Source organism: Rossellomorea aquimaris (assembly GCF_001877785.1).
GTDB lineage: Bacteria > Bacillota > Bacilli > Bacillales > Bacillaceae_B > Rossellomorea > Rossellomorea aquimaris_A.
In genome coordinates, this window is record NZ_MINN01000141.1 from 1 (window position 1) to 498 (window position 498).

Genomic DNA, 498 nt, shown 5'->3' on the forward strand with positions numbered 1-498 from the left:
GATCCGGCACCCGGACCATAAAGCATTGTTTCGCCAACTGCATCCCCGTAAATATAAACGGCGTTGAATTCATTATTGACTGAAGCTAAAGGATGGCTATTTGCCAGGAAAATTGGTTCCACCGAAACGTCGATGCCGTCTTCGTCTTTCGTCGAAGAGCCGACCATCTTCATCGTATAGCCCAAGCTTTCGCCCATTTCCACATCGCCGTCTTGGATTGTCTCCATGCCACGGATATTGACATCATCGAGTTTGACTTCTGTTGAATAAGCAAGTGAGGACAAGATGACCATCTTGCGCGCTGCGTAAAAAAAAAAATAAAAAAAGAATGATAAATAATAGGACCTATTGTACATAGTACATCAACATATGCACATTTGTTTCTCATGTTCATTGCATCTTGCTTAACTGCTCTCTATGCCTACATATCTTAAGATTCCACTCTTTTTCTTGTACCTACCACTTAATGCTTACACAATCGACCATTATGCACTACTT

Annotated in this window: 1 pseudogene; it reads right to left on the minus strand. The window is 41.6% G+C overall.

Features of this window, described 5'->3' with window-relative positions:
- A pseudogene (locus tag BHE18_RS20925) lies at window positions 1-293 on the minus strand (homoserine dehydrogenase); the annotation flags it as partial.
- Window positions 294-498 lie beyond the last annotated feature (205 nt).